We start from the raw sequence: 26802 nt of genomic DNA, 5'->3' as shown, positions 1-26802 counted from the left end.
ATATCAGGAAGCGGCAAAATATCAATGAGATATAATATTTTTACGGTTATGCTGCGATGGTGCGACATTCTAGAGTAGATGTGAGCGCGTATATCGCAACTGGAAGACTAACTCTCGCTTAAACATTTTAAAATGCTGCCCAAAGCTGTAAATTAGGAGGATATAAAGGAAAGTAGTTACGTAGTACAGGACTCATGACAGAAAATTTCTCTTCAACAGCGGCCTTCATCTGGTCGGTAGCCGACCTGCTTCGCGGTGACTTTAAACAAAGCCAATATGGTCGAATCATTTTACCTTTCACATTGCTGCGTCGTCTGGAATGCGTTCTCGCGGATAAAAAGGACGCCATTGTTGCAAAGTACGATGAAGTTAAAGCTATGCCAGCAGAGGCACAGGAACAAATCCTGAAGCATGTTGCGGATTTGAGCTTCTACAACACCAGCCGTATGGATTTAAACCACCTCGGCGAAACCGGGGTGGCAGATAACATAGAAGCCTATGTCCGTGCCTTCAGCCCAAGTGCCCGCGAAATTTTTGAACAATTTGATTTTTTCAATACTATCGACAAACTCGATGAAGCTGACTTGCTCTATAAGGTAGCCAAGCGCTTTGCAGTTACAGACTTGCATCCGGACACCATTGATAACTACCACATGGGTCTGGTGTTTGAAGAATTGATACGCCGGTTTGCAGAAAGCTCAAACGAAACAGCCGGGGAGCACTTTACTCCACGGGATATCGTCAGGCTGACAACGTCACTTACCTTCATTGAAGACAATGATGTACTAACCCAACCGGGGATCGTAAGAACCATCTACGACCCAACCGCAGGAACGGGGGGCTTTTTATCTGCTGGCATGGAATACGTGCTTGAGATGAATAACCGCGCAAGGTTGGTCGCATTCGGTCAAGAGCTTAATCCTGAGTCTTATGCCATCTGTAAAGCCGATATGCTGGTGAAAGGGCAAGAAGTCGATAACATCAAGCTGGGCAATACGCTGTCGAACGACCAGTTAGAGTTTGCTAATTTTGATTACCTTCTAAGCAATCCGCCTTTTGGAATCGACTGGAAGAAAGTCCAAAAGACAATCACCGATGAGCATAAAGTGAAAGGCTACGAAGGTCGCTTCGGGCCGGGGCTTCCGCGTGTTTCTGATGGTTCGCTGTTATTCCTGCTTCACCTTATCAGTAAGATGCGCAGCCCGCAGGAAGGTGGCTCACGCATTGGTATTATTCTGAATGGCTCACCACTTTTCACAGGCGGGGCAGGCAGTGGTGAAAGTGAAATTCGTCGCTATGTACTAGAACACGACTTAGTTGAAGCCATTATAGCGCTACCAACAGACATGTTCTACAACACCGGTATTGCCACTTATATCTGGGTAATTTCCAATCACAAACCATCCCATCGCAAAAGTAAAGTGCAGCTCATTAATGCCAGTACTGACGACAAAGAAAATCCGCAGAACAATTTCTTTTCGTCCATGCGTAAGTCCTTAGGCTCGAAACGTAAATACCTGCCTGAAGAAAGCATTGAAGAAATAGTGCGACTGTTTGGTGGCTTTAAAGCTTCTCCGGAAAACGAGCGCCAGATTAGCAAGATTTTTGACTATCAAGACTTCGGTTACCGTCGAATTACTGTTGAACGGCCACTACAGCTATCTTTCACCATCACCAAAGAGAAACTGGAAGCTTATTGCCAGCAAGTACTCGAAACTATCCAGAAGAAACAACCTGAAATTACGGATATAGAAGCGCCTGCGGGTTACGCGACACTATCTAAACTAGAAGACGGCACAATATTTATTAGTCGCAAAGCCTTCTTGAAAGCCGTTTCCAGCGATAAGCCGACATCAGCAGAAAAGAAAGCGCTGGTGAAATTTTTCGGTGAGCACGATGACAATGCAGAGATTTGCTATTTTGAGTCGGGCAAAAATAAAGGTGAGATGGAGCCTAATCCAGACCTTCGTGACTATGAAAACGTCCCTCTCAAAGAAGATATTTACGCTTATTTCGAGCGCGAGGTAAAACCACATGTACCGCTTGCATGGATAGATGAAAGCAAACGCGATGAGCAAGACGGTCAAGTGGGGATTGTAGGTTATGAAATCCCATTTAACCGTCATTTCTATGAGTATAAGCCGCAGCGTAGTCTGGAAGAAATCGATGCTGACTTAGATAAAGTCAGTGCCGAGATTATGCAGTTATTGCAAGAGGTGCATTCCTGATGGCTGAAAAGTATCAGCGGTATCCTGAGTATAAGGATTCAGGAATTAACTGGATAGGATATATTCCATCAGATTGGTATGTTGGAAAGCTCAAACATACGTTCAAAGTCGTTAATGGTTCGACGCCGAGTTCATCTGTAGAGGAATATTGGGATGGTGATATACCTTGGATTACTCCGGCTGACATGGAAAAAAGCTCGAATAGTTACTTATCTAAAGGCAAAAGGAATATTTCGAAACTAGGTCTCAGTTCTTGCGGTGCGTCACTTGTCAGTCAAGGTTCAATAATCGTATCCAGTAGGGCACCTATAGGCTCACTAGCTATAGCGAGTTCGTCTATTTCAACAAATCAGGGGTGTAAGTCTCTTGACTCCTATGGCGATGATAATAGATTTTACTTTTACTGGTTAAAGTTAAGCAAACTGGAACTAGAAAACCTTGGTAAAGGTACAACATTTCTAGAGTTGTCTTCTGCTGACTTGGCAAATTTTTATGCGCTCAAGCCCAGCAAAAAAGAACAAATTTTAATCGCAGACTTTCTCGACCACGAAACCGCCAAAATCGATGCGCTGATTGCCAAGCAGGAAAAGCTGATTGAACTGCTAAAAGAAAAGCGCCAAGCCGTCATTTCCCATGCTGTGACCAAAGGCCTGAACCCCGATGTGCCGATGAAAGACTCGGGGATTGAGTGGATAGGGGAAGTACCGGAACATTGGGAAGTTGTACGAATAAAACACACTGCTAAATCAATAATTGCAGGTCCATTTGGTTCATCAATAACAAAAGATATGTATGTTCCATCAGGATTTAAGGTCTATGGACAAGAGCATGCAATCGCTAATTCTTTTGATGTTGGCGACTATTACATCAATGAACAAAACTTCAACATATTGAAAAGGTATTCGATTGCAAGTGGTGACCTAATTTTGAGCTGTGTTGGTACTTTTGGAAAAGTCAGCGTAGTTCCTACGATGTTTGAGGCAGGTATCATTAACCCAAGATTAATGCTTATTCGCCCTTCATCAGTGGTCGCTAGTGATTACTTAGCAAAGTTTATGCAGTCAGATGTTTCTTATAAACAATTTGAAGTTTTAAGTCGGGGAGGAACGATGGGTGTGATAAATATCGGAATTCTTTCTGATATATTCATCGCATTGCCACCGTTGGACGAGCAGAACAAAATTAAAGAGCTCATAGAATCGCAAGCATCAAAGTACGATAAGCTTATTAAGAAAGCTACATCTTCTATTTCCCTATTAAAAGAACGAAAGATATCTCTAATTTCTGCTGCCGTGACAGGAAAAATCGACGTTCGCCACTGGCACCCCACCCAAACGGAGGAAGCGTATGCCTAGCAAATCACAGGAGGTGATTTTTCAGAATGATATTATACAGGCATTGGCTAACCAAGGTTGGGAAGTTGGTCAGAACAAGCATTATGACAAGCAGCGAGCGTTGTACCCGGAAGACCTGATTGCCTATGTAAAAGCGACCCATCCGCAACAGTGGCAAAAGCTATCCAGCTTTCATAAAGATCCCGAAGAGGCGCTGTTAAAAGCTGTTGTGAGAGATTTGGAAAACCCAAACAAAGGTACGCTTTGGGTGCTACGTAACAAGGTAGTGGATCGCGGGGCTAAGTTCTCGCTCTGTGCATTCAAACCTGACCATGATCTTAATCCCGACGCTTCCGATCGCTATAACCAGAATATCCTGCGCGTAGTACCTGAAGTCGTTTATAGCCCTTATGCAGATATAAACGACGATGATGTTCAACCAGACGCGAACAAAAAGACAGCTAAAAAGTGGCGTATTGATCTTGTGCTGTTTATCAATGGACTACCTATTGCCACGCTCGAACTGAAATCTGAATTTAAGCAAAGCATCGAAAACGCCAAAATTCAGTATATGAAAGACAGGCTCCCCAAGGATCCTGTCACCAAAAAGCCTGAGCCGTTACTGACATTTAAGCGTGGTGCCTTGGTGCATTTCGCAGTAAGCCAGAACAATGTGGCGATGACAACCAAACTGGATGGGCATAAAACCTTTTTCTTGCCGTTTGACCAAGGTACATCGGATGGTGGTAGCGGCAATGATATAAATAAGACAGGGTATTCGACAGAATATTTGTGGAAGGAGGTATTTGCTCGCGACAGTTTACTGACAATATTAGGTCGTTACATACATCTGCAAGTTAAAGAAGAGGAACAACCCAGCGGAAAAATATCTCGTAAAGAGACAATGATATTTCCTCGTTATCATCAATGGTCAGCAGTATCGTCATTGCTCAGTGCAGTGGAAATAGAAGGAACCGGGCAGAAATATTTGATTCAACATAGTGCGGGGTCTGGCAAGTCAAATTCTATTGCTTGGCTAAGCCATCAAACTGCTTCTTTGCACTACCATTCTGATCACCCTGAACTTAATAAAAAGTCAGGCGATAAAGTTTTTGACTCAGTCATAGTCATTACAGATAGAACTGTATTGGACAGTCAGCTTCAAGACACAATCTATCAGTTTGAACATAATGAAGGCATGATTGCCCGTGTGAATCGTGAAGATGGGCAGGGCGCAAAGTCAGCTCAACTTGCCGAGGCATTAAAGTCTGGCACCGCAATTATCATTGTAACTATCCAAACGTTCCCCTTTGTACTCGACGCGATAAGAGAAGACACAAACTTAGCGGGTAAGAGCTTCGCGGTTATTGCAGATGAAGCTCACTCCAGCCAAACCGGCACCACCGCAAGAAAGTTGCGTGAGGTGCTGATGGCAGAACAACTAGATAAAAGCGATGAAGAACTAAGTAGCGATGACATTCTCCGACTAACCTTGGAAGCACGAAAGGGCTCAAACAAAATTAGCTATTTCGCTTTCACTGCCACCCCTAAAGGCAAAACCCTTGAACTTTTCGGTCGGCCAGAAAAGCCTGATGAACCGTTAAGTGACGACAACAAGCCTCATCCGTTCCATGTTTATTCCATGCGTCAGGCCATCGAGGAAGGGTTCATTCTTGATGTATTGCAAAACTATACTAGCTATAACGTAGCATATAAGCTTGCACATAAATCTCCCGACTCTGATGAAGAGGTCGACAGCAAAAAGGCTGCGTCTAAACTTGCAAAATGGGTAAGGTTACACCCCTATAATATCGCCCAGAAAGTCGAAGTCATAATCGAGCACTTCAACAACCGAATCAAATACCTATTATCAGGCGAAGCAAAAGCGATGGTTGTAACATCAAGCCGTCTAGAGGCGGTACGTTACAAAACTGCCTTTGAGAAATACGTGAAAGAAAGAGGGTACGAAGGCATAAATGCGATGGTAGCGTTTTCCGGCGAGGTGAATGATCCGGACATACCAGATTCCGCTTTCACAGAAAATGGTATGAATCCGGGGTTAAAAGGCAGAGATATGAGAAAGGCCTTTGATACACCGGACTACCAAGTCATGCTGGTTGCGAATAAATTCCAAACGGGCTTTGACCAGCCTAAATTAGTGGCGATGTATGTCGATAAACCTCTAAAAGGGGTCGAATGCATTCAGACACTATCTCGCTTGAACCGGACTTATCCGGGCAAAGACCAAACGTTTGTCCTCGACTTCGTCAACGACCCACAGGACGTCTTGAAAGAGTTCAAAGTTTTCTTTCAAACCGCTGAGCTAAATACCGTTTCGGACCCAAATCTGGTTTACGAATTAAAGCATAAGTTAGATGAAGCCCGTATCTACCAGTGGCACGAAGTAGAAGCGTTTTTCAAAGCCTACCACGACAAAAAAGTTGGCCAAGGAAAACTTGTAAGTATCTGTAAGCCAGCAGTTGAACGATTCAAGTATCGATTCAAAGAAGCTAGCGAAGTACATAAACATGCGCAAAAAGAACTGCGGAGAGCGAAAGCTGAAGGCAACGAAAAGGCAGTAAACTTTGCAGATAATAGTGTTGTTGAAACAAAGAAAGCGCGGGATGAGCTAGAAGTGTTTCGTAAAGATCTAATGGGCTTCTGCCGCTTCTATGAATTCAGCTCACAGATCGTTAACTTCGAAGATGATGAGTTAGAGAAACTGAACCTATTTGCAAAAGAGCTATTCCCGCTGCTTCGAGTTGAGGTGGTCAATGAAGAGATTCCGTTAGAAGATGTAGTGATGACACATCACAAGTTACACAAACGCCGGGAACAGGACCTTCGGCTTGTTGCAGAGAAAGAGAAATCTTACCTGAACCCTGTAAGAGAAGGGGCAGGGGCTACGCCTCGTGAAAAGAAAACCGAGTTTTTGAGAGAAATAATCGACCGGATGAACGACCTCTTCGCTGGCGAAAATTTCACTGATGGCGATATGCTCAGCTACGCGAATACTATTCGAAATAAAGTCGAAGAAAATGAAGAAGCCATGGAGCAGGTTAACAACAACACCAAAGAACAAGCATTACTTGGTGCGTTTCCTACCGCTATAAACAAAGCGGTAATCGACAGCATGGGAATCCATTCAGATATGGCCATGAAAGTTCTATCTAGCAAGGATGCCTCAAAACGCTTTGCTGAATTGATGTTTGATATGTTGTTAAAGGAAAAATAAAAATTATGAAGATTGAGGCGGATGACAAAGAAATACAGGACATATTCTCCCTCGGATATTTTAAGATTCCACGCTTTCAGAGGCCCTATTCATGGGAACTCGATGAAGTGGAGAGCTTTTGGAATGATATTACCAGTGAAGCCGACGCTAATTATTTCATTGGCTCGATGGTCGTATACCAAACTAGGCGTCCTTACTTTGGTATAGTAGACGGTCAACAGCGTCTAACAACAATTACACTTCTTTTGTCTGCTATACGTAATGGCTTCATTAAACTTGGTGAGGAGAATTTAGCCAAAGGTGTACACAAATATATTGAGAAAGCGAATATTGATAATGAAGACGAGTTTGTAGTCAAAGCTGAAACTTCCTTCCCTTATCTTCAAGCGCATATTCAAACTTATAACGGTTCAAGCCTAAAGTGTGACGTAGGAAATGAAGAGAAAAAGCTAGAAGTTGCTTATAAACTGCTTAACAAAAAACTCGTGGAACACGTTCCCGAGTTAAGTGCTGAAGCAAACCTTCAACCTTCTTTATTTACGAACCATGAAGCAGATCCAGTAGTAGCTTTAAAAGAACTAAGAGATAAAGTTCTATCCTTAAAACTTGTATTTATCCAACTTGATAGCGAAGAAGATGCCTATTTGATTTTTGAGACTCTCAACGCACGAGGCAGAGACTTAACAACTGCCGACTTGATAAAAAATCTAATACTCAAAAAACTTAAAACTAAAAGCTCAATATTAGATTTGGCTAAAGAAAGTTGGAACACACTAGTCAAGCGACTGGATGACGTTAATGATGAAAAGGTACTCGATACATTTCTGCTTCATTATTGGTTATCAAAGCATGGATACACAACGGATAAGAAGCTATTTTCAGAGGTAAAAGCTTACATCGGTGCTAGTGACGTTAATGCACAAAAGTTAGTAGAACAGCTAAATGAATCATCGTACATTTATAGAAAGGCTATACAGCCACGGTCAGTTAGATGGGAAAAAATTGAATATGAGGTTCGAGACTCATTAACACATCTCAGAGCCTTCAAGGTAAAGCAACAGTCTTCAATGGTTTTAGCGCTGTTGAGAGCTCATGAAAAAAAAGTTCTGAAGTTAAGAGGTTTAAAGAAAGCGCTCGATAAAATTGTAGCGTTTCATTATGCGTTCAATGCAGTAACATCACAGCGCTCTTCGGGGTCCATTTCAACTAACTATTCTAGGATAGCATGTCAGTTATCACACGCTGAAGGAAACGATGACATCCAACACGTTTTTAACGAGCTCAATTCATTTCTGAAAAGTAAATTTCCAGCCAAAGAAGAGTTTTTGGTTAAGTTTCAAGAATTGGAATACCTAGATAATAAGACTAAGCATAAGCCCATAATTGTATATGCTCTTAAGATTTTAATGAGTGGGGTAAGTAACGGGCTGTCTGTGGACTATAAAAGTCTAACCATCGAACATTTGATCCCGCAGTCGTCAAATCAAATATGTGACTCACTGGTTGGTTCCATAGGTAATTTACTGCTAGTTGACTCAAAAACCAATTCCGAAGATCTCAAGGACTATCCTCCGCAACAAAAGATTCAAATTCTCAGAGGAAAGAGTTACCCGATCTCGACAACCTTATTGAATATCGACGAGATTAATGAGACGAAAATTCTTGATAGGGGCAGACTTATAGCTGAAACGGTGTATGAAAAACTTCACGCCACGGTTTTTAGATAGCGCAATATGGTTCATTCTGATATGACACTGAAAGTGTTGTCGGAGTAAGGATGCATAACGACGTTTTGCTGAGTTGATGTTTGATATGCTCGTTGGAAAAAGTAAGCAAAGAAGGGCGTAGATGCCTCATTTTTGGATGACCCGATGCACCAAGTATCTACTAAATCGCAGTGTATTTATTAAGGTAATATATTTGAATTATGAGTATTTTAGACCATATAGGTATGTTTCACGCTGGAACTGAAGTTTTCGAATCTGACGGCGTGGCCAATGACTACTATGCTAGAGGCAACTGCTTATTTAACTCTGAAACAAATCAAACTAGTGTAGAGCTCAGCTGGATCGCGACACTGACTGCACAGAAAAGTGCTAAAACCGTTGATGGATTTTGTACATACTATATTCCTAGAATAGAATTTGAGCTAAAAGGATACAATTTAGATATTTCATCTGGTGACTCAGGATTAACGACGTCTGAAATAGAGGATTGGGCTTTAAGCTTTTCTGATGGAATGTATGATGAGATTTTGCCTCATTTACCTGTCCCTAAAACTGACCTAGATGAATTGGAGGATTGCTTGGAAGACAGACAATGATCGAGCTCTGACAGAATTGCCTAACGGGACCGAGCAGATTTAATAATCTCCCTTAAACTCAAGACCTGAAGCAGAAGGTCGCAGGTATGCGAATCAACAGCACCTATTGCTGCTCTTAAACCCCTCCTTGGCTTAGTGCCAGTAGCGGACGCCTGATGGCAGACCTGCGAACTTCGCTATGATATCTGTCTTTAAAACATAACTACATTTGAAATAATCTTTCCCAAATATGGTTACTATTAACGCGGTATCGAATCAAATGTTCGTCACACGATTCGTAATGATAGCCTCGAATATGAGCTAGTATTAGTACCGTGAAAGCTGATACCCGAATTTATTATTTGTCAGTTTTTTTTACAGTTTTTTTCTGAAGCCCATGCAGTTTTCAGTAAGTCTTTGTTAATAATAAGTATTTTATTTGGTGTGGATCTTGCCTAAATGAACGCTGCTAAGCATCTAATTATTTGTAATAAAAGCAGTAAAATAGGGAAGAAAATGAAGAAAAAATTCTGGAAGATTGTTTCAGCAACTACGTTTATTTGTGCATCACACTTTGCTAATGCCGCATTGGTCACCGCCAATAAATATACACTGGATACCGACACAAATATTGTAAGTGATGGAACGCTTGAGTGGTTACAATGGGATGTAACTAGTGGCTTATCTATTAATAGTTCTTTAGAGCAATATTCAGGCTGGAGTTTGGCATCAAATTCTCAAATGGAAGCATTGTTTAGTGATTTTTTTTCGAACAACACTTGGACTAGTAATGAGAGTGAATACCAGTTACATAGTGAAGCTCCTTTTGATGATGTTCCTATCTATAATACTTTTCTCGACCTCTTCGGCTCAAGAGTAAGCTCTTCTGATATTGATAACGAGGAATATTCGCTAACTTATCTCAATTCCAGACAAGAAATAAGTGCATTTTTCGGTTCTGATGAGGACGGCGATAATCGTTACAACATCGCAAGTGTGAAAGACTGGTCTTATGCCCGTAAGTACATCAAACAAACCCAAGAAACTCGTTCTGTTTTCCAGCCGGCGAACGCTTTAATGACAAAGGATAATATTAGACTAACTGACTCTCACAATAACTACGGTGTTGCCTTAGTCAGACCGCAGCAAAATGCAGATACTGTAAATGTCAGCGAACCCGCCACACTCATGATCTTTTCACTAGGTATGCTAGGTATTGTAGCTAGACGTTCTAAAAAATAATCAAGCCATTTTTATTGCAGGGTGAATCGTCTCTAAGGCCATTCGCCCTCGTGGTTATCGCTAGTATCGGAAACTATATCTTTAATCTGAATCACTTGTACTTACTGGTGAAGTAGTTAAGCAGAAGGTCGCATCAAAAAGAGAGCGAACTTAGGCATGCATATACCTAAGTCCCGGAAATTCAGCCATGCAGGAACTGACACAACGCGGTGGGGCCGGTTTAGCGGTCGCGAAGATTCTCTAAGTGAAATCAAGAATAAGGCAAGCAGCGACAAAATTTATTTCAGAACAATTGAAACGCGAAAAAGAGAAGGGTAAACCTACCTTAACAATCTTAAAGACTAAACCTAGCAAGCCACTTCATGAGGTTATTGAGTGTTAGCTTTATACCCGTCTGATATCATTGAGCTCTCAACCAACGCCGTATACATGCTTTTTTATTGACCAGCTATCCTATAGGACTTGAATAGCCACTGATTCTTTGGACATATTATAATCATACTAGGAGCGGATGGAAAACTAAGCAATTGGACTAACGTAAGCTTTACATGAATGGGGGCTGAGGTTTTTTATATGGGTGAATGCCTGCCATTCGTATAATGATGCCATCAAAAACTTAATGACCCAATGACCATATCACGTGCAGAGCTGTCGAGCGACCAGAAAATATCAACAGCTGAAACCCTCGCTTTAGCATACTTCGGTCTGGTATCGTTGTCATTCGAACACCGCTTGATCATGAGTGGTGCAGTTATTATCTGAATTCGGGCGCATAATTATTTCTTAGCTTTGAGCCAAAAAGCCTTTGCAGGAGAGTTATAAGCAAGGATGTAATATGGCAATTATCAGGATGATATTTATAGAAATTTGTTACTCAGTTAACCGAACCTTAGGGGCCAGCCATGCCTGAATACGGTTGGGTGAATTTTCTCAGTGAAGCGGAAACGTTGCGAAGGGCTTCAGATTTGGTGGCCAAGGGCGAGATTAAAAACGCAATCGCCCTTTTGGAGCAATCGCTCTTATCCCGCTCGTGTTCAGAAAAGATCCGTGAAGTGCTAGCAGGCTTGCATGCTCGGTCTGGTCAGGCAAAAAAAGCACGTGAGCACAAAGATGCGATGGTTGATAGCTCGATGGTACATGGTTCTGATGATGACCTGCCTGATGAAACTGACTTTGCGTACTTAGAAGCGAAATCAAGTCAGTTAGAGGAAGCGGAGTATCACTTTGACCAAACCATTACTCAGCAAAAACCTTCACCCGGACCAACATTAAGGCTCAAAACAAGCAGTCAAAGCGAATCAGCGGAATTCGCTGATGATGCCAATATCAGATACAAAAAACGTGAAGTTGTGGCTCCACCGCCCACACGTGAGGAGCATTCAGCGGAATCAAAATATATTGATCCTGCCGATTCACCATCTACTCAAAACAACCAATCAGTTTCAAATACTAATAATGAACTACATTCTGAGCCGGACAGCGTAGCTTCAGAGCATAGCGAGTCGTCAACGTTGGAAACTGATGCTCATGATAGTAAGAATAACGCACGTAAAACGTTAATGCTTAAATCGGCTCGCCAACCTGTCGCAGATAATGATAGGCGCGAGGTTCGTGTTGTCTATAAAGCAAAGTCTGAAAAAGAAGCATCGGCAAATGCTGAGGTTGATAACGCGCAAGTTCCTCTAACGAGCCAACCCGGTGCAGATTCAGCGCAAGAAACGACACCAGAGCTGCCAGAACCGCATCATGGTGAACCGCTGGACGCTGAAAATATAACCACGTTACCTGATGTAGTAGAACCCAATTCCGAATCAACCATCACACCGTTGCAAAGTCAGGCCATTGACGATGCAGATCCGCAATGGGAAAAGGATGACTTTGAATTTCTCAATGATTATGTTGATGAGCAAGAGTTGCAAGATGAAGTCACTTCAGCAGGCGAACCTCAAAAAATTGTTCCGGATGATGATTCAGAGGAGCATTTCTTATTTGATGATAACGAAGCGGATCTTTTCGACTTCTGGGATGATGAAAGTGATGAACTTGAAGAAGATTCTGAAAATACATCGGCACTCGAAAATCAATTAAGCAGAGAAGAGCGAGCGAGGGTTGTCGCTGTTGAATGTATTCTGGACTTTGATTGGCACACTAAAACCTTACCTTTCTTGATAGAGGTATTTTCAACACCCGGTTGGAGTAGCACCAGAAGAGCGTTGGAGAGAGAGGTGAAAGCCGGAGCAACATTTGATGAATTGGACCTTGCTTTTGCTGTCAAAAGACTTTGGCAGGATTCCTCAAGGTACTGGATCACTTTTTCCAAAGCGTGGGCATCGGGCGAAAGTGCTGACGCTACCTACAGACATTGCAGTTGGAAACAAGCGCTTCACTTAGTGCGGTTGTTTGAGCAATTGCCAACCTTAGATGAAGTTTATGACCTGTTAGAGCGTGAATTTGAGTACTGGTATCACAATCGAATTTTGCGGCTTTGCTTCCCTGCGTTTAACAAGTATTTATTTTTATATCGACTTAACAGGCGAAACGAAACCAGCCTGTTTAGCGCATTTGACTTGCCAGAGGAGCATGATGGTTTAGAGGCTGAATGGCTTTCACAGCCACACAGTAACCCGATGGAAAAGTTAAACGCGTTGGGAGTTGACTTAATAGAGCAATATACGACAAAAAGTTACTACGCCAGTGATTTATACACCAATGAATATATGTTGGAACTATACAAGCGGAGCGGCAAGTCTGGTAAAGGAGATACTGAATAATGCAAGCTCAAAAACGGCTAAAGCCAGTAAAAAGATGCTGGGTCGCACATGAAAAATATGGAACAGGGCTCGTGCAGCAAATCATGGAAGGCATGGACGGGATTTCTTTAAAAGTAAATTGGAGAGAGACCAAAGAAAGCCCATCATTAGTGCCGCTGGAGTCAGTCTCATCTGGCTTTATGCTTGGTATGGAAGTGCAACATGTTCCTATATCCAAAGCAGAGAAGTCCTTGGGCGAGGGAGCCGTTCTCAAGACAAAGGAAATCGCTGGATATCATCAGGTACTTGTGCATTTTTCAGATCAAGGAGAAACGCGTTGGCTGCCATATGAACGGCTAGCATGGATAAAGGGAGTAAAGCACCGCTTTTGCACCAATGATTTTGGCGACGGCACAGCGCCGCAAAAATTCAGGCTGAAAGTACTTGCCCATGCAATTGAAAACTGGAATGAAAATACAGGTTCACTATCGCGTTTGGATATTGATCCGTTACCTCATCAGGTCCATTTAGTTCACCACATTCTTGCATCAGGGCATCTTAATTGGCTGATTGCGGATGATGTTGGCCTTGGTAAAACTATTGAAACGGGGATGTTGCTAAAGGCACTCGAACAGCGAGGCCAAGCAGAACGTGTGTTATTGATCACTCCAGCCGGGTTGACCGCCCAATGGAAAGAGGAATTGCATAATAAATTCGGTCTGAGCGAATTTCGTATCTATGGTGAAAATTTTCAGATTGAGGAAGAGCGCGAGTGGGGCATGTATAAACATGTCATTGGCTCCATTGACCGTTTCAAGGATGAAAACCATCTGGAAAAATTACTGCGAGCAGATAATTGGGATCTTGTGATTTTTGACGAGGCGCACCGTCTCAGCAGACGCCAGTATGGTCTTAAGTTCGATGCCTCTCAGCGTTTCCAACTTGCCAATTATTTACGGCCCAAAACCAAGGCAATGGTATTGCTCAGTGCTACACCCCATCAGGGGAAACAGGATAAGTTTCAGAGTTTGTTGATGCTGCTTAATCCTGACCGGAAGGAGGAAATTCAAACATTGGCGCTCAATCCTGAAGTTCTCTCAGAGATGATGATCAGGAATAACAAGTCAGATGTGACGGACTTGGAAGGCAATTTCATTTTTAAAGGCAAGACTACCAGAGCGATAAGAGTCGCTCAGGACGAGGCAATGCGAGAGTTCGACGAATCATTGCAGTCTTACCTTCGCAAAGGCTATCTGATCGCCAGTGAAATGGGACAAGCCGGCAATGCAATTGGGTTTGTAATGACCGTTTACCGTAAGCTGGCTACTTCTAGCGCCAAAGCCATCAATAAGGCCCTTTACAACCGAAAACTTCGTTTATTGCAGGAAGCGGAGTCTGTTGCAGTGAATGAGACTTCGGATCACGACGAACGTTATGTTGGCGAGGCTGAAGAGAAACAGTTAGAAGCGCTTCAGGGGAAGGAGTTCTTTGACGGTGAGTTAGAACAGCTTGATATTTTGATAGCCGAAAGTGAAGAAGTACTCAAGCATGACCCCAAGCTTCGGAAGTTCCTGAATGAATTGATGCCATCAATACTGGCGAATCATAAATCAGAAAAAGTATTAATTTTCACAGAATACCGCTCAACGCAGGATTATTTGAAGCATGCCCTTGAGCAGCAGTTTGGTGTTGGAAGCGTCGATTTGATCAATGGGTCGATGAAACATCAGGATCGTAAATTCGCCATCAGAAACTTTGAATCAGGTGGACAGTTTCTGATTTCTACCGAAGCTGGTGGTGAAGGTATTAATCTTCAGGATAAGTGTCACATCATGGTCAACTATGACCTACCTTGGAACCCGATGAGGCTGGTACAGCGTATTGGCCGTTTATACCGCTATGGGCAAAAACACCGAGTCATCGTGTTTAATCTTTATTCTCCCGAGTCGATGGATGATCAGATTATGGAACTTATGCACGAGCGCATCGAACAAGTTGTTGGCGACTTATCATCCGTTAGTGGTGAGTATAATGAGCGTCTGGGTGAAGACATTATGGGGGAGGTTGCCGACTTAGTAGACGTCGAGAGTATTCTTCAGGAGGCGACAAGTGAGGGGATCACTCGCACCAGAGAGCGTATCGAGGAGGCATTGGAAAAAGCCAAAAATGCGGCAAGCAAGCAACGTGAGCTATTTGACTATGCTGCTGGATTTGACCCGGACGAAGCTAAAGAAGAACTTAATATCACTTCTGAGCATGTAAAGTCATTTGTGGCAGGCATGTTCAATCTGTTAGGCATAGAAGTGGTCGACAAGATCCATAAAGACTTGCTTTGGCAGATCCGGCTTCCGGAAGAGATTGCCATGGAGCTGGGTGTAAGAAAAACGCGTTGGGATGTGACCTTTGATAGAACGCTTCACAGTCAACGTGGTAATTGCGAGATGATGGATTTGGACAACTTTATCTTTAAGCTTTTACTTGAACAGGCCAAGTCATATGAATTCAATGGCCTCACTGCGTCTGTCGGAAATACTGAGTCGATAGAGGGCGCGGTCATATGCTCATATCTTCGTTGGCAAAATGCCATCGGTCTTAGGCAGCGCCAAGAACTGGTGGCAGTTCAAGTTCAGCAAAATAATCACGTTGTGATGAACAGTCAGGTATTCTGCGACTGGTTGCTGACGGAGTTGCCTGTTGCGACGCAAAATCAAAACAAAGCGCTAAAAGGGATGTTTGAACAGAACGAACATCATTGTGCCGCTGCGCTGAAGTCTAAATCAAATCAGCTTCTTCACCCCGAGGGTATTTACCCGATAGCTGGGAGTATATTTCAATCATGACTAGCGAAGTTTTCAACCCCCACGTTCTTATAAACGAGAGATAGGCAATGAGTTGCGACAGACTGGTTTAAAGGTGTAGATATAGAGTGTGAAAACGTAGCAAGAAAAAAGTTATACAACTGATACATTGTTTGGAAATAGTGCAATTTAAATTGTTGTGCTAAGACTCAAAAGATACATGATCAATTGAGAGGTTTAGTGAACAAAAGCCTCTATCTGAATAACTAAGATGCAAGGTATATAAATCTTAGAACCAATACTTTAGTATAGGGTGGTTGTGGATTATTATAAAAACGTAGTGTTAGTGCTGATTCAAGTACCTGAGTTTCAAAATTAAAGTTCACAAAACCCAGTTTCCACGTCGTATTGAAAAGGATTTGCAATGGAAATTACTAGCTTGCAGAACGAACAGGCCGTAGAGCTTGCGCGTGTACTAACCATCGTTGTTGGTACGCTACTTTTGGTAGCATTTTTATTCGCGTGTCGCTTTTCTAAGAAGGGTAAAGCCACCGAGTTTGTGACTTACACTCCCGTCTTACTGACATCCTTAGGTATATTCGGCACTTTCGCAGGTATCGTTGTCGGCTTGATGGCTTTCGACGTCAATGATATTGATGGAAGTATTCAGGGATTACTTGATGGCCTGAAAACGGCGTTTTTTACGAGTCTATTGGGAATATTTCTCTCAATTTGTTTCAAGGTTCTCCAGTCTAGTGGATTTATTAGTTCGCCAGCGGACCCTGAGTCTGTAGCAAGTGCCTCTCCTGAAGACATACTCGCTTCTATTAACAGTCAAAGATCATCAATTGAATCACTTGTGACGGCAATTGGAGGGGATGGCGATGGTTCCATTCTCAGCCAAATGAAGTTACTGAGAGGCGATATTAATGATAATCAAAAAGTAACCTTAAAATCTCAACAGGAAGCTGCCGAAAAGCTTAATGTGATTAGCGAGCAACTAGCGTCGCAAAAGGAAGCATTTAATCAGTTCAGTGACAAACTGTGGATCAAGATGCAGGACTTTGCTGACATGTTGTCCAAGTCGGCTACAGAAACTGTTATTGAAGCTCTTAAGCAGGTTATTTCGGACTTTAATAAAAATTTGACTGAGCAATTTGGTGAGAACTTCCAGCAGCTAAACGAGGCAGTAAAGGAACTTGTCACGTGGCAGGAGAACTATAAAGTTCAGATTTCTGAAATGACAGAGCAATACAAACTTGGCGTGGAATCTATATCAGCCACCGAGGCGTCCGTAGCGAAAATTAGCTCTGAGTCTAAAGTCATTCCAGAAAGTATGACTAATTTGAAAGAAGTGATGGAGGTCAATCAACATCAACTAGGAGAGCTGGAACGTCATTTAGAGGCGTTTAAGGATATCAGAGACCGCGCAGTTGATGCCGTTCCTGAAATTCGTAAACAAATTGATGAAACAGTGCAAACAATCGCCGCTTCCGTAGAGACTGCAAGTACGCATTATAAAGAGCTATTGACCGAGTCTGATAAATATATCCAGTCTCATATTTCTTCGTCCAATGAGCTTCTTGATAAGTTTGTTTCAAACACGAAAGAAGGAGTTGATACGATTGGTGAAAAGCTTGCTACCAGTGCGGCTGATGTTTCGAAAGTCATTTCCGAGGGAGCTACTGGCTTCTCGGAAAGCGTACATCAAACAAATTCAAGCTTACAGACCACTGCTACTCACGTAACAAGTCAGACTGAAGTTATCAAAGACCATCTAAAAGACACGGTGGATGACTTAAACGCACATGTGCGAGATATGATCCACAATTTGAAATCTGACTCTGAGGCGTTGGCTACAACGCTTAAAGATGCGAACAAAGCATTAGTTACTGATACTTCCTCTGCAAGAGATGCGGTTACTCAAAGTATCGAGTCGCGAATTCAACTCCGAAGTGCACCACTCGCTAAATTAGGCAGCCTTGCGTAATTCATTGAATACCGCAACAGGTTGCCTGAAGCCGAGGCACTTTCTCGGTCTGGCATTTAATGCCCGCTCTATTTCACTAATTTGCCTATCCGATACCGTCCGTAAATCGGTGCCTTTCCGGATGTACTGGCGCAGTAAACCGTTGAAGTTCTCATTCAGTCCGCGTTCCCATGATGAGTACGGATTCGCGAAGTAGATATTGGTTTTGAGCTTCTCAGCGACCAGCGCGTGGTCACAGAATTCGCTGCCGTTGTCCGCTGTGATTGTTCGGACATGACCTCGATATTTCCAGAGCATCCCAACCATGGCTCGGGCCACGTCTGCTGCGCTTTTCGCTGGCACTTTGCGTATCAGGTAAAGCTTACTTTTGCGCTCGACTAAACTAACAATCGCGCCCGTTCCTTGCTTGCCCAGAACCGTGTCAGCTTCCCAGTCACCGAACCGCTTTTTCTTGTTCACGATAGCGGGACGATGCTCAATGCCAACGCGATTCGGGATAATTATCCGCTTCGCACGGTCACCTTTACGATACCTTCTGTGACTCTGGCGCAGCTGTTTGTACAACCTACCGCCACGTAATTTATCACGCTGGACGTAGCGATAAATCCATTCGTGACTGACGTGATGACCGATGATTTTACCTACACCAGCAATCTGCTCAGGGCTCCATTTCTGGTTCAGCCCGAACTCAACAAAGGTAATCGTCAGTTCAGATATCCTGAACTTTGCGGCCTGGCTGCGGCGCTTCAGTGCTTTTGCCTGAGCGACTTCCGGCAAATAGTGGTTATCCCGAATTCTATTGCGATTTACTTCCCGGCTGATTGTGCTGTGACTCACGCTCAGACGTTTTCCGATCTCCCGATAACTGAAACCCTCGCGTAAGTAGGCCTCAATCTGGTATCGTTGTCCCTCGATCAACTGCTTGTAACTCATGGTAATACTCTAATTGTTTGGCGACTTTAGAATACCACCAACAGGCAGTTGATCATCTATCACCCGTTAACCATGAGTGGTGCACTTATTATCTGAATTCGGGGGCGATGCAAAAACGTCTTGAAAGTTCACTGGACGATGTGTCTGCTTCTCAAACACAGCATATGCAGCGGATGTTCTCTAATCTTGATGCGAGCTTAAGGGATCAGGTAGGCAAGACTGGTGAAGCCGTTCAAGAGCAATTGAATCTGATTGATCAGTCCATGCAAAGGGAGCTCAACTCCGTGATGCAGGCGATGGGTAAAAACCTTGGTCAAATTGCCAATCAATTTGTTAAGGATTACTCATACCTGACAGAGCAAATGAGTATTGTAGTCAAGAAGGCTAGTTAAAAATGGCTGAAATGAACTCAATATTTGGCTCTTCTCGGGGAAAAGAGGATGGCGAGCACTGGTTAACAGTTTCAGATTTGATGGCAGGCCTTATGATGGTCTTCCTTTTTATCGCTATTGCTTTTATGCGACATGTTTCGATTGAACGGGACAAAATAAAAGATGTCGCTGTTGCCTACCAACAAAATCAGGTGGCAATTTTTGATGCCCTGAATGAGGAATTTAAAAAAGACCTAGTTAAGTGGAAGGCCTCAATAGACGAGAAGACACTTGCGTTTCACTTTAATTCGCCGGAAGTGCTTTTTGCCACTGGGGAAAGTAGTTTGAACCCTGAGTTCGAAGAAATACTTTCAAACTTTATACCCCGTTACCTTGAGGTACTGGAAACATATAAGGAAAGTATCGACGAAGTAAGGATTGAAGGACATACCTCATCCGAGTGGGGAGTCGATACCCATCCCGATGATGCTTACTTCTTTAACATGACGTTGTCGCAAAACCGCACGCGCTCAGTGTTGAATTATTCGTACCTTCTACCCAACTTAAACAGTCAACAGAGAAAGTGGATAAAGTCTTCTTTTGCCGCAGTTGGGTTAGCGTCGTCCCGATTAAAGTTAAATGCCGACGGCAGTGAGAACAAAGAGAAATCGCGAAGAGTTACATTCCGTGTGATCACCAACGCAGATATCCAAATTCGAAAAATCGTAGATGGGCTGTAGATGGCAATTAAACTAAACGTAGACCTCTCTATACTAGAGTCGGCAGTTATGAAGATGGGCGCTCAAAATGTTGAAATCGATTTTAGTAATGAAGTTGTGCCCATCGAGCCACTGGACATTCAGCTCAATAAAGGTATTGAGGTCAGCTTTGAAGATATTGAATTCGACACTGGGCTAGCAAGTTATCAGGGAAGGCAGGTACTCCTTTACATCAAAGATCATAGTTACGGTAATAAAATTCACAAAGTGCTTGAAGACGGCTCGCTGGGTAACAAATACCATGTGGCAGACTGCACCAAACTCGATGAAATGCGACGCAAGGGGCGTTTTGATCGATATGTCGTAACCAACAGACTAGATGGTGTTTTCGACGTTTCTGGCACTGACAGTTACACGAATGAGCACATTGAGGGTGAGACGAAGCTTGCGGTCTGTCAGTTATGTCTAAAAGGCATCAACTACACAAAGTTTACTTCACTCAGTAGCCAATCAGAGCGTAAACAATTTGCGAAGAATTTTAAGTTAGCTGAGTTTTTCGATACCTATAGCTCGTTCTTCAAATACATGCCCACCGGTGTGGCGGAGAAAAGAGCCAGTTACTATACCCATGACTGGGATAGCATTTCGAAAAAAGTACGCGAGAAATATGAATACCATTGCCAGCAGTGCGGCCTTGATTTAAGCGCCCATAAAAGGCTTTTGCATGTTCATCACATAAATGGCGTAAAGTCAGATAATTCTTTTAAAAATCTTACCCCACTTTGCTGTGACTGCCATCGTAAGCAGCCTGATCATGAACATATTTTTGTCAAACATGAAGAGACCAAGCTTATTACGCAGTTGCGAAGTGCGCAGAGGCTTAATGTGAAGGAAAGCTGGAAAGATATATATGATTTGGCTGATCCGGGTATGTACGGTGTGGTTGATTTGCTTGAGCAGTATCATGTGTCGCTTCCTGAGGTTGGGGAAGAAGTTCAAAACAGTAAAGACGAGGTTGTTGCAGAGCTGGAACTAGCTTGGCCACTCAAAAAAATAGGCGTAGCCATAAATAAAACAGAAGCAATAGCTGCTACACGAGAAGGCTGGAAAGTTTACAGTATGCGCCATGCCATCAGTCAAATAGAACAGCTCGCAAGCAGTTTGAGATAGATATTCATGTTTAAGCAATTAAATAATAACCACTAATGCTATACGCAGGCAATGCGAAACTTTGTAAGGGACACGGAGTGGGTAACTCGAAAATTAGATCTAACTGTGGATGGTGGTTAAATAATTAGATGTGAAAGAACTACTATTCTATCTGGGAGAAAGGGAAGCGGTTTCTAACTGTCATTGAAGCTGAAGGACTGGGAATTTGATATGGATATTCAGGTTGCAATATCGCAAGACTTTTTAACATCAATTGTGAAACTGCCAAAGGCACAGCAAAAAAAAGTAAATCAATTTGTCAGCAAGTTTCGCAATGCTCCACTTGCGACGGGGATTAATTACGAAAAAATAAATGATGCTGCAAATCCTGATATGCGGTCTGTAAGGATTGATCAGTCTTATCGGGGGATAGTGCTAAAACCCCAACAAGGTAGCGTATATATTTTGCTATGGGTTGACCATCATGACGATGCTTACGAATGGGCTCGTCGACATCAATGTAAAATTCATCCTAAAACAGGGGTCATTCAGTTATATGCAACCGAGGTTAAAGCTGGATCCATACATCAACACAAGGATGAAAAATTTCATATTGAACCTGAGCCAATTGAGCAGCAACTTAGTCCACTCTTCGAAAACTATAACTCGCAACAGTTAATCGAGCTTGGTTTACCAGAAGAGTTCACGGAGCAGGTGAAGGCACTTCAAAGTATGGAGTTATTAGCCGCATTTAGTGAAAAGCTGCCCAATGATGCTTATGAGGCCTTGTACTTTCTGGCGGATGGCATTCCCTATGAAGAAGTGCTGGAGGACTATCGCTCGAATGTTGCTGAAGATGTTGATACTGACGACTTTGCTGCCGCATTGGCCAGAGAAGGTTCAAAGCGACGTTTTGTGGTTGTTGATGACGAAGATCTAGAACAAATGCTCGATGCGCCCTTAGAGAAGTGGCGCGTATTCCTTCACCCATCTCAAAGAAAACTCGTTGAGCGAGATTGGAATGGGCCCGTTCGTGTGTTGGGAGGGGCTGGAACTGGCAAGACTGTCGCTGCAATCCACCGTGCCAAATGGCTTTCCTCGCAATTGCCAGAGGTATCTAATAAAAAAATACTTTTTACGACGTTTACCAAAAATTTGGCTTCTGATATCTCGGAGCATCTGGAACAAATATGCAGCCACGCAGAACTGTCTAATATCGAAACGATAAATATCGATTCATGGGTTCATAAGTTTTTGAAGCGGAATAGTTACAACTATGACATCGTTTATCCCGGTGATACGAACCCAAAGCGTGTAAGTAGCTGGCAAAAGGCACTGGACAACAAGTCAGCCTCGCTTGATTTGTCTGATCACTTCTACGAGGAAGAGTGGAAGTTGGTTATTCAAGAGCAAAGTATTACGGAAAAATCTGAATATATAAGGGCTAAACGAACTGGTCGCGGAACGAGGCTAAACCGCAAGGAAAGATTGCTGGCTTGGTCTGTGTTTGAAGAGTACTTACTGCAACTGAACCATAAAAAAATTAAAGAAATGCCTGATGCGATGAGAGACTGCATTGCAATCATCGATAGTAAAAATATTAAACCCATTTATTCCTCAGTGATCGTCGATGAGGGACAAGATATGGGGAGTCAGGCTTACGAGTTAATACGTCGCTTAGTTGCAGAAGATAAAAACGACATTTTTATCGTTGGTGACGGACATCAGCGCATTTATCGAAATAAAGTGGTCTTGGGGCGTTGTGGTATTAATATTATTGGCCGCAGCAGAAAGCTTCGGGTCAACTATCGGACCACAGAAGAAACTAAGCAATTAGCGGTATCAGTACTTTCAAATGTGCCTGTTGATGATCTCGATAACGGTGAAGACACCAGTAAGGGGTACATTTCCCTGATGCATGGTGAGATGCCTGAAATCATTGTCAAAAATAACTTTATTGAAGAAGCTGACGCTGTGGTTGAGCGTATAGAGCAGCTGGAAGCGGCAGGGGCTAAGCTTAGGGATATGTGTGTTGTGGCGCGAACCAAGTCCATCAGAGATGCTTTTGGTAATGCGCTGTCAAAAGCGGGTATAAAAACATATGAGGTAATGGCAAACGGTATTGACCGCAGACATCAAGATGGGGTGCGCTTAGCGACGATGCACCGGGTGAAAGGGTTGGAGTTTCAGAATGTTTTCATAGTGGGCGTAAATAAAAATACCTTGCCGTTAAGAAACTTCAAATCTGACGATCCGGTGGAACTGCGTGAACACGAAATGTCTGAAAGGTCGCTTCTGCACGTTGCGATGACACGGGCAATGAGGAGTTTGACGATTTCTACTCATGGAGTTTTAAGTGAATTTTTTAGGAAAAATAATGATTTGGGGACAGGTGCTGAGGTGTAAGTTTGCCTGCAATTGTTTAAATGTCTAGGGGGGAGGGATTACCCAGTTTACAGGCCGTGTTGCCAAGAAATCTCTTTAAAAATATAGAGTACAAGGAAGACTCAATGTTTGGATGGTTAAAAAGAAAAAAGAAAAAAGAAAAAAGAAAAAAGAAGAACCCAATTAAAGAAATGATAGACGCCCGTGGCTTAAAGCCTTGCGCATTGGTATTGGCGGGCGTCATATGGGAGCGTATAAGCAACGCTGAAGTTGCATATCAGTTTGTACTTGAAGAACTAGGTGCAGCTCATAACGGCAATGATGCAGCTCAAGCTTTTGCCAAGCAAAGTGGCATCGCCTTTAAAAGCTATGAGGGTGCAATGCAGCGTATTTGGTCAGCGATAGATGGCCCCGATGGCCCTCAGCAGCGATTACTCCAGACTTGTGCAATGTTAAAAGCCTACCCAGATCTTATAGTTGCACTGCGTATTGCTATTGTCGATGCCACAATGTCACGTTATGAACTTGGCAAATATGATACAACGCTAAATCAGAAGGATAAGGAGAATGACTTCGCCGTGAACGATCCTTTTGAAGTCGAGTCTTCGGGGCAAGCTACCGAGGTATTGGCACAGGTAATCGAGCGGTAGGCAAACTTAGGGATTGAGGTATTTGCCGATATCCTAAGTGATTTGTTCAATTATAAGAAGCATAACCCTGTGATGTCGCCACCCTTAACTATGGCGCATGCCTATGCAGTGCGCTTTGTGCTTGCAGGCGGCTTCTTGCAGCGTACTATTGATGGTAATAGCATTAAAAATTCATAGACACCTTTAAAGAAGTGCAGATGAAAACCGGCCATAGCGTTGAGTTCCAAAACAAAGCCGCGCAAGACGCTATAATTTTTCTAAAACCGTACTTTGTCACACTGAAGCTTACGCTAGACGATGTGGGTGCTATGTGCCACCGTGCTGAGAAAGGCGTGTTACAACCTTCCTTTGACAACACTGGGTTTTACCGCGATCCGGAGAACATGATCCGATAAGTTCGTGAGCTCGCAGCTTTATAAAAAAGACTGATTGGCGGAGATTTCATAGCCCGCCTTGTTGAACGATAGTCTCGTTTACTCATAGGGGGAAGCGGCGTTGTCATAATATTGTAGCCGCGCTCGGCTGATAGGTAAGCCGCATTATATTCGAGGGCCTTCCCTACTGAAGCCACTACAAAGCCCGTTTCGACTCTCACCGCCATGTACTTTACAACCCATATCGAACAGGTAATGCAATTTGATACTGAATTCGTGGCAAGCCTATTAGAAGAGTTTTTGTAGATTCAAAATCCCATTTGCTCAAGCCCGTATTACTTCTAGCGCGACATTCCAGACTCATTGGAAACCGTTCCAGCTTTGGATTGGAAAGGGCAACACCAGCTATTACCAAGCGTCAGTATATAGTTGAACAAATCACTCGGGATTAGCTTTTTGCATTCAGTAAAGTTCTGATTAATTTTTCAACCATCTGTGATATCATCTTCCCGTAAAAATAATTCATAAATAAAAATATTAACTTTCAAATAGTTAACCTTCTTTTGAGGTGATATTGCTAGAGCATTTTCTACTCAAAATTCCCAGCGATAGTGAAAATTAGATCATGCGGTGACGGCGGAAATTGTCTAATTCCATGAAAGTAAAGGAATTCCCAAAAATGGTAAAATTCCCTAGCAAAATGGAAATGATCACATTAACAACAAGATTTAGTCATTATGGGTTGAAATATAGAAGTCTATACGCCTGTAAAAAATGTAGACTCTTCCTCCGATCAGTTTCTATAAATCCTAAATCTGCATAAATTACTATTCAATGAACGCCGATGCTTCGTTTAGTAACGGTATCGCGCATAGAGCAGGTACATATCGGACGGAAGTCTGAAAGGCAAAGGTTGACTAAGGCGGATTGAACAGGTTGGATCTACTTTTACATATTTCGCACTTGATCAGAATAATTTGTGGGTAAATTTTAGGTCGCCTCTGAAAGCCTTGAGTTTGTTGGGCTTAAGATCGCATCCTTTTGGAATGTGTTGCATGAACATTCGGAAAGGACAAACCCGCAGAGTTTGTAGCGTAAATAAAATTCGATGGGTACTTGAAACTGTATGGTTATACAGTATAAGATGCCTGCCATTAATTAGTCATAGCGTGGTAGCGCAATTGCAGCTTTTGCCGCTTGCGCCGATAAGGCCACTGCTACACTTCAGAGGAAGTTTTTGTGGACGATAATAAATCTAAAGCGCTTTCTGCGGCCGTTGGTCAGATTGAAAAGCAGTTTGGCAAAGGCGCGATCATGCGTTTGGGTGATAACCAGGCAATGGATATTGAAGCGGTCTCAACAGGTTCGCTAAGTATTGATATTGCTCTGGGCATAGGTGGTCTGCCTTGCGGCCGTGTTGTGGAAATATATGGTCCGGAGTCATCAGGTAAAACTACCCTGACACTTCAGGTAATTGCTGAGGCACAGAAAAAAGGCAAGACCTGCGCATTCGTTGATGCTGAGCATGCTCTGGATCCGGTTTACGCTGAAAAACTAGGCGTGAATATCGACGACTTACTGGTATCGCAACCTGATACTGGTGAACAGGCGCTGGAAATTTGCGATATGCTGGTGCGTTCAGGTGCTGTAGATGTAGTTATTGTCGACTCAGTGGCGGCATTAACACCCAAAGCAGAAATCGAAGGTGAGATGGGTGATTCTCACGTTGGTCTGCAGGCACGTTTGATGTCACAGGCTCTTCGTAAGCTGACTGCCAATATTAAGCGGTCAAATACGTTATGTGTATTCATCAACCAGATTCGTATGAAAATTGGTGTGATGTTCGGCAACCCTGAAACCACTACGGGCGGTAATGCGCTGAAGTTTTACTCGTCTGTGCGTCTGGATATCCGCCGAATCGGTGCGGTTAAAGAAGGTGACGAAGTGGTGGGTAACGAAACCCGTGTGAAAGTTGTTAAAAACAAAGTTGCTCCGCCCTTTAGACAAGCGGAATTTATGATTCGTTACGGAGAAGGTATCAGTAAGGAAGCAGAGCTGATAGACCTGGGTGTTAAGCAGAAGCTGGTTGATAAGGCTGGAGCCTGGTACAGCTACAAAGGCGATCGCATCGGGCAAGGCAAAGCGAATGTAATTAACTTCCTGAAAGAAAACAAAGAGATTGCGAATGAAATCGAACAGAAAATTCGTGAAGAATTGTTAAGTAAAACGCCAAAAGTTGAAGCGACTGAAGGTGAGTCAGAAGATACATTGTAAGCATTAAGTGTGTGTTCGCAGTTCAAAACATAGCTAAAATGTAACTGCGCACCATACCGATTGATAAA

At 43.0% G+C, this 26802-nt stretch carries 16 protein-coding genes; 15 read left to right on the top strand and 1 reads right to left on the bottom strand.

Annotation, left to right across the window (positions count from 1 at the left end; translation table 11 throughout):
- The first annotated feature begins 194 nt into the window (after window positions 1-194).
- The 9 genes from FBQ74_RS13245 (at window position 195) to FBQ74_RS13205 (ending at window position 17879) form a co-directional block, all read left to right on the top strand.
- Complete coding sequence (locus tag FBQ74_RS13245) at window positions 195-2228, top strand: type I restriction-modification system subunit M (protein WP_139757112.1); 2034 nt, start codon at window positions 195-197, stop codon at window positions 2226-2228.
- Window positions 2228-3583, top strand: a complete 1356-nt coding sequence (locus tag FBQ74_RS13240; protein WP_139757111.1) for a restriction endonuclease subunit S — start codon at window positions 2228-2230, stop codon at window positions 3581-3583. Before FBQ74_RS13245 ends, FBQ74_RS13240 begins: the two co-directional genes overlap by 1 nt.
- Entirely contained in the window at window positions 3576-6797 is a 3222-nt protein-coding gene (locus tag FBQ74_RS13235) for a type I restriction endonuclease subunit R (RefSeq protein WP_139757110.1), read from the top strand. The genes FBQ74_RS13240 and FBQ74_RS13235 overlap by 8 nt, the downstream gene beginning before the upstream one ends.
- A gap of 5 nt (window positions 6798-6802) precedes the next feature.
- Window positions 6803-8524: a DUF262 domain-containing protein gene (locus FBQ74_RS13230; RefSeq protein WP_139757109.1), complete on the top strand. Its 1722-nt coding sequence runs from the start codon at window positions 6803-6805 to the stop codon at window positions 8522-8524.
- Window positions 8525-8724: 200 nt separating this feature from the next.
- Window positions 8725-9120 carry a hypothetical protein gene (locus FBQ74_RS13225; RefSeq protein WP_139757108.1) on the top strand — a complete coding sequence of 132 codons (396 nt, stop codon included), beginning with the start codon at window positions 8725-8727 and terminating at the stop codon, window positions 9118-9120.
- A gap of 438 nt (window positions 9121-9558) precedes the next feature.
- Entirely contained in the window at window positions 9559-10341 is a 783-nt protein-coding gene (locus FBQ74_RS13220) for a PEP-CTERM sorting domain-containing protein (protein ID WP_139757107.1), read from the top strand.
- Between the two features lie 902 nt (window positions 10342-11243).
- Window positions 11244-13112 (top strand): hypothetical protein, encoded by a 1869-nt coding sequence (locus FBQ74_RS13215; RefSeq protein ID WP_139757106.1) that lies wholly within the window; start codon window positions 11244-11246, stop codon window positions 13110-13112.
- On the top strand, window positions 13112-15931 hold the full coding sequence (locus FBQ74_RS13210) for a DEAD/DEAH box helicase (RefSeq protein ID WP_139757105.1): 2820 nt from the start codon (window positions 13112-13114) through the stop codon (window positions 15929-15931). The genes FBQ74_RS13215 and FBQ74_RS13210 overlap by 1 nt, the downstream gene beginning before the upstream one ends.
- Before the next feature lie 382 nt (window positions 15932-16313).
- A complete protein-coding gene (locus tag FBQ74_RS13205; protein ID WP_205912256.1) occupies window positions 16314-17879 on the top strand; it encodes a hypothetical protein in 1566 nt (521 codons plus the stop codon).
- Here FBQ74_RS13205 and FBQ74_RS13200 read toward each other — a convergent pair.
- On the bottom strand, window positions 17862-18812 hold the full coding sequence (locus FBQ74_RS13200) for an IS30 family transposase (RefSeq protein ID WP_139754917.1): 951 nt from the start codon (window positions 18810-18812) through the stop codon (window positions 17862-17864). The genes FBQ74_RS13205 and FBQ74_RS13200 overlap by 18 nt on opposite strands.
- A 107-nt stretch (window positions 18813-18919) precedes the next feature.
- Between FBQ74_RS13200 and FBQ74_RS13195 the strand changes: the two genes are divergently transcribed.
- From FBQ74_RS13195 to recA, 6 genes are all read left to right on the top strand, one after another.
- The gene (locus FBQ74_RS13195) at window positions 18920-19204 is read left to right on the top strand and encodes a hypothetical protein (protein ID WP_232371923.1); all 285 of its coding nucleotides are present in this window, start codon (window positions 18920-18922) and stop codon (window positions 19202-19204) included.
- Between the two features lie 2 nt (window positions 19205-19206).
- A complete protein-coding gene (locus FBQ74_RS13190) occupies window positions 19207-19923 on the top strand; it encodes an OmpA family protein (protein ID WP_232371922.1) in 717 nt (238 codons plus the stop codon).
- Window positions 19924-21072: an HNH endonuclease gene (locus FBQ74_RS13185; protein ID WP_232371921.1), complete on the top strand. Its 1149-nt coding sequence runs from the start codon at window positions 19924-19926 to the stop codon at window positions 21070-21072. It begins immediately after the preceding gene.
- A 210-nt stretch (window positions 21073-21282) separates the two neighbouring features.
- Window positions 21283-23457 (top strand): UvrD-helicase domain-containing protein, encoded by a 2175-nt coding sequence (locus tag FBQ74_RS13180; RefSeq protein ID WP_139757104.1) that lies wholly within the window; start codon window positions 21283-21285, stop codon window positions 23455-23457.
- Between the two features lie 104 nt (window positions 23458-23561).
- Window positions 23562-24086, top strand: a complete 525-nt coding sequence (locus tag FBQ74_RS13175; RefSeq protein ID WP_139757103.1) for a hypothetical protein — start codon at window positions 23562-23564, stop codon at window positions 24084-24086.
- 1613 nt (window positions 24087-25699) lie between these two features.
- Window positions 25700-26734: a recombinase RecA gene (gene recA / locus FBQ74_RS13170; protein WP_139757102.1), complete on the top strand. Its 1035-nt coding sequence runs from the start codon at window positions 25700-25702 to the stop codon at window positions 26732-26734.
- Window positions 26735-26802 lie beyond the last annotated feature (68 nt).

The sequence above is a fragment of the Salinimonas iocasae genome (assembly GCF_006228385.1).
Taxonomy (GTDB): Bacteria; Pseudomonadota; Gammaproteobacteria; order Enterobacterales; family Alteromonadaceae; genus Alteromonas; species Alteromonas iocasae.
The sequence above is the reverse complement of the archived record's forward strand: the minus strand, read 5'-3'. Positions and strand labels throughout refer to the sequence as shown.

Bases quoted from the DNA above. Each gene is read 5' to 3' on its own strand.
- FBQ74_RS13245 (WP_139757112.1), top strand. From the start codon at position 195: ATGACAGAAAATTTCTCTTCAACAGCGGCCTTCATCTGGTCGGTAGCC.
- FBQ74_RS13240 (WP_139757111.1), top strand. From the start codon at position 2,228: ATGGCTGAAAAGTATCAGCGGTATCCTGAGTATAAGGATTCAGGAATT.
- FBQ74_RS13235 (WP_139757110.1), top strand. From the start codon at position 3,576: ATGCCTAGCAAATCACAGGAGGTGATTTTTCAGAATGATATTATACAG.
- FBQ74_RS13230 (WP_139757109.1), top strand. From the start codon at position 6,803: ATGAAGATTGAGGCGGATGACAAAGAAATACAGGACATATTCTCCCTC.
- FBQ74_RS13225 (WP_139757108.1), top strand. From the start codon at position 8,725: ATGAGTATTTTAGACCATATAGGTATGTTTCACGCTGGAACTGAAGTT.
- FBQ74_RS13220 (WP_139757107.1), top strand. From the start codon at position 9,559: ATGAACGCTGCTAAGCATCTAATTATTTGTAATAAAAGCAGTAAAATA.
- FBQ74_RS13215 (WP_139757106.1), top strand. From the start codon at position 11,244: ATGCCTGAATACGGTTGGGTGAATTTTCTCAGTGAAGCGGAAACGTTG.
- FBQ74_RS13210 (WP_139757105.1), top strand. From the start codon at position 13,112: ATGCAAGCTCAAAAACGGCTAAAGCCAGTAAAAAGATGCTGGGTCGCA.
- FBQ74_RS13205 (WP_205912256.1), top strand. From the start codon at position 16,314: ATGGAAATTACTAGCTTGCAGAACGAACAGGCCGTAGAGCTTGCGCGT.
- FBQ74_RS13200 (WP_139754917.1), bottom strand. From the start codon at position 18,812: ATGAGTTACAAGCAGTTGATCGAGGGACAACGATACCAGATTGAGGCC.
- FBQ74_RS13195 (WP_232371923.1), top strand. From the start codon at position 18,920: ATGCAAAAACGTCTTGAAAGTTCACTGGACGATGTGTCTGCTTCTCAA.
- FBQ74_RS13190 (WP_232371922.1), top strand. From the start codon at position 19,207: ATGGCTGAAATGAACTCAATATTTGGCTCTTCTCGGGGAAAAGAGGAT.
- FBQ74_RS13185 (WP_232371921.1), top strand. From the start codon at position 19,924: ATGGCAATTAAACTAAACGTAGACCTCTCTATACTAGAGTCGGCAGTT.
- FBQ74_RS13180 (WP_139757104.1), top strand. From the start codon at position 21,283: ATGGATATTCAGGTTGCAATATCGCAAGACTTTTTAACATCAATTGTG.
- FBQ74_RS13175 (WP_139757103.1), top strand. From the start codon at position 23,562: ATGTTTGGATGGTTAAAAAGAAAAAAGAAAAAAGAAAAAAGAAAAAAG.